We start from the raw sequence: 3,929 nt of genomic DNA, 5'->3' as shown, positions 1-3,929 counted from the left end.
GCACCTTCGCCAACGTGCGCATCAAGAATCTGATGATCCCGATCAAACCGGATGGTTCGCGTGTTGAAGGCGGCATTACACGCTTCCAGCCGACTGGCGAAGAAATGTCGATCTACGATGCAGCAATGCGTTACGTCAGTGAAGGCACGCCTACCATGGTCTTTGCCGGTGAAGAATACGGCACCGGCTCGTCGCGTGACTGGGCTGCAAAAGGCACGCAGTTGCTGGGCGTCAAGGCAGTAATCGCACGTTCCTACGAACGTATCCATCGTTCCAATCTGGTCGGCATGGGCGTCCTGCCTTTGCAATTCCTCGGCGACGACAGCGTCACCACGCTGGGCATTACCGGCGCAGAAACTTTCGACCTGAAAGGCCTGGAAGGCAATCTGCGTCCGCAGCAGGAAGTGACACTGGTAATTCATCGTGCAAACGGTCAATCGCAGGACGTCAAGGTGCTGTTGCGTATCGATACTCCGATCGAAGTCGATTACTACAAGCACGGCGGCATTCTGCCTTTCGTTTTGCGTCAATTGCTGGCAGCCTGATCTTCTTCGTGCGACTCTTGCAGAGTCGCACGAATACGGCAGCTGCACAGCAGCCGATAACAAAAAACCGCATGCATCAAGCATGCGGTTTTTTTATTTGAATGCCGCGCAATACAGCTGATGAACTTCGTCGCGCATGCGTGGATCAAACTGGTTTCAGGATCCATTCAACAGTCTGTCCTGTCGGTGAAATTGCATGAAAGCAGCGGATTACGTTTGCGCTACGTGTAATCCACTACAATACAAGTTCTCCGCCTTTCTTCAGATCATTCCTTCATGCGTCGTCCATCCAAAAATACCGTCCACAAGCTGTCCCCAGATAGTCAACGATTGGCGACGCTCGCCCAGGCAATTATCCAGGCATCCAGCCGTCTGGAGGAACGCAACTGGGAACGCCAACTGGATTTGCTGTTGCGCAAGCTGCTGAAGGCGCATCATCAGGACGCCATCGACGCCGCGCTTGATCATTTGTTCAAGCTGGAATCGGGCGCTTACGATGCCTTGATGGAATGCGCAGAAGCGGCCAGCGAATCCTGCCAGATCGAGCAGGACGGCATTTCTTACGATGCCTTGCTGATCGCCATGCCCATTCTCGCGTGGACACGTTTTTCGATTGCTTCAGGCGCTATCCCGGCCGAGATGGTGAGCACGCTATCGGCGCATTTGCAGGCACACATGCTGGCAGCGGAAACAAAAATGGCCATGATGCCAAATCTGTTTTCCATTGACCAGTTGCCGCGCAGTCATGCCGAAACCTTCGCCCTCACGCAAAAGATCGCGCAGGCAGCGTTGAAAGGTAGCGCATTGAAGCAGGTAGCACATCAGCCTGAAACCGCGCCCTTCCTTGCCGATACACGCTATCTGTTGGCCGTGGTCACCGCCGTTGCGGGAGAGCCATTGTTTCGCTGGCAAATCTCGGCAAATCTGCAGGAGCGCGACGAAGCTCTGGCGCAATGGAATACACAGGCCATGCCGAATATTGCGCGGCTGTTGCCGGGCTGCGGTATCGAGCTGCTGTTACCTGAAGCTTATTTCGTCGCCTGTCGCGAAGGCGACAAGCAAATTCGTCCGGCCTCGATACGCGCCGCCGTGCACTACCTGACGTACACGCTGAATGTCGAAGCAAACGACTTGCAAGCCATTATCGGCAGCTTTGGCGAAGAATCTGCCGATGGCCGCGTTGATGAATATCGGATCAGCTTTGCGCGCACGGAAAACATGGATGTCATCTACGGCATCGTGTGGCCGCTCTATGGTCAGGAAGATGACGAAGAATTGCAATACCGCACGGTTGAAGTACCTAGCGATCCGGTTATTTCCGCTGATGTCGAACGCAAATCGCCGATAGAGGAAATTCTTGCACTGCTGGAAGAATGCGGTGTCACCAATGTGAAGCGCCATAACGAATTGTTTGCGATGGAAGTCTGCGACGATTGCGGCGCGCCGCTCTTTCCCGACATGGATGCAGAACTGGTGCATGCCGAAATGCCGGAAGATGCACCGTCCGGCTCCACTCATCTGCATTGATATTCCTGACCGGCGCAGTATTCACTGCGCCGCATGCGTCACCATGCAGTGTATGGATGGCGTAGCAGATTGGCGTTGAAATAACGCGCGTCGTCAGTCACTTCTTCTGCGATCCAGTCCGGTCTGGAAAACGCCTGCTCTTCGCTTTCCAGTTCTATCTCTGCGACCACCAGTCCGAGATTGTCGCCAAAGAATTCATCCACTTCCCACACCATGCCTTCGTACACAATGCGGGTGCGGGTCTTCTCGATCAACGGCCGTTCGCATAAATCATTCAGTAACTGATCGGCTTCCGTCAGCGGAATCGCATATTCCCATTCGCCGCGCGTCATGCCTTGCGTTCTTCCCTTGATGGTCAGGGTCGCAGTTTCGTCTTCAATACGTACGCGTACCACACGATCCGGATGCGTCGATAAATATCCCTGCCGTATTGCGACAGCGCACCCCAGCGCTTTCCATTCCGATCCGCGTACCAGGAATTTTCTTTCGATCTCGACGCTCATCGTGCACCGCGCTCGATCTTGTGCAAAATCGGTTGCAGTATCTGCCTGCCCAGTTGCGCGCTGCGTGCGCCATTCCAGCCCACCTTGGGATCAGGCGAATATGCATTGTCCTTGAACGGCATTTCCAGCGTCAGCGATACGCACTTGAATGTATGGCCTATGTATTTGGAAGCCAAGGTCAACATGTCTGCGCGATACTTTCCTGCGCTGTAACCAAACTCTGTCTGAAAATCCTCACTGGCCTGCAAGAACTCCGTGATGAAGGTCTGCTGTTCGTCAACCTGCTGTGGCGTAAAACCTTCCAGCATTTCACTGCCGGCCACGAATACATATGGCAAACCTTCATCGCCGTGAATATCGAGAAAAAGATCGCATCCGGTTTCGTGAATCTTGTTTTTCACATGAAATACTTCCGGGCTGCGTTCCAAAGTAGGCGTCATCCATTCCCGATTCAGGTTGGCACCGGTGGCATTGGTGCGCAAGTTTCCATTGACTGCTCCGTCCGGATTCATGTTCGGAACGATGTAAAACACGGCATGCTGCAACAATTTCTGCGCAATGGAATTCAACGGGTCAAGCAAGGCGTCCACCATGCCTTCAGCAAACCATTCAGCCATAGTCTCACCCGGATGCTGGCGTGCAATCACCCAGATTTTATGACGTGCGGCAGGATCGCCTATCACCAGCAAATTCAGGTCGCGCCCTTCTACGGTAGTGCCCAAATCCTCGACACGCAGCAAAGACGATGCCTGCGCTCGTCCCAATAAATCCAGATGCCGCTCCCACGAATAAGGCTCGAAATAGGCGTAATACACGCTGTCGAATTGCGGCACATGCGAGATCGTCATCACGCTGCCATCGTATGCAGTCGGCACGCGAAACCAGTTCTTGCGATCGTAACTGGCTACCGCCTGATAATCTTTCCAGCCATCCGGATACGTCGCCTCACCCGCATTCAGGAAGCGCAGCGTGCAGCGCTCGCCACGCGTACCCTGCACACGAAAATAAAACCATTGGCTGATATCGGCATGTGAATCTTTGCGTAATTTGAGTTCGATGGTTTGTGCCGTTTCGGCGCGCAATACTTCAATCGCACCGGCATCGAAATGAGAGCTGATTTTGATAGACATCGTTTTCTTCTGTAGCTGGAGTTGCCGACAGGATAGCGTAAAACGATGCTGATGCTGGGCCGTATTGAAGGAAGAGATACTGCAGGAAAAGCTACTGGATTTTTTCAGCCCGAACGGTGATCATGCGCCGTCAAGCTATATGGAGCAGGAATTGGTGCCGGTATATTTTCGAACCGCCGGCTCCGGTGATGAGTGCAATGAAGTGTATAGCGCACTACAACATC

Annotated in this window: 3 protein-coding genes and 1 pseudogene; 2 read left to right on the top strand and 2 right to left on the bottom strand. The window is 53.5% G+C overall.

Translation table 11 applies throughout. The features are described 5' to 3' along the window. Positions 1–545 (top strand): annotated as a pseudogene (acnA, locus tag ABWP27_RS12480) (aconitate hydratase); the annotation flags it as partial. A gap of 276 nt (positions 546–821) precedes the next feature. After that, positions 822–2,072, top strand: coding sequence for a DUF2863 family protein (locus ABWP27_RS12475; RefSeq protein ID WP_353157355.1), 1,251 nt, complete (start codon positions 822–824; stop codon positions 2,070–2,072). A gap of 38 nt (positions 2,073–2,110) precedes the next feature. On the opposite strand, the gene ABWP27_RS12470 is transcribed toward ABWP27_RS12475, so the two are convergent. Further along, positions 2,111–2,575 carry a CYTH domain-containing protein gene (locus tag ABWP27_RS12470; protein ID WP_353157352.1) on the bottom strand — a complete coding sequence of 155 codons (465 nt, stop codon included), beginning with the start codon at positions 2,573–2,575 and terminating at the stop codon, positions 2,111–2,113. Further along, positions 2,572–3,705 (bottom strand): M14 family metallopeptidase, encoded by a 1,134-nt coding sequence (locus tag ABWP27_RS12465; protein ID WP_353157349.1) that lies wholly within the window; start codon positions 3,703–3,705, stop codon positions 2,572–2,574. Before ABWP27_RS12465 ends, ABWP27_RS12470 begins: the two co-directional genes overlap by 4 nt. Positions 3,706–3,929 lie beyond the last annotated feature (224 nt).

This window comes from Herminiimonas fonticola (assembly GCF_040395855.1).
In the GTDB taxonomy this organism is placed as follows: Bacteria; Pseudomonadota; Gammaproteobacteria; order Burkholderiales; family Burkholderiaceae_D; genus Oxalicibacterium; species Oxalicibacterium fonticola_A.
The sequence above is the reverse complement of the archived record's forward strand: the minus strand, read 5'-3'. Positions and strand labels throughout refer to the sequence as shown.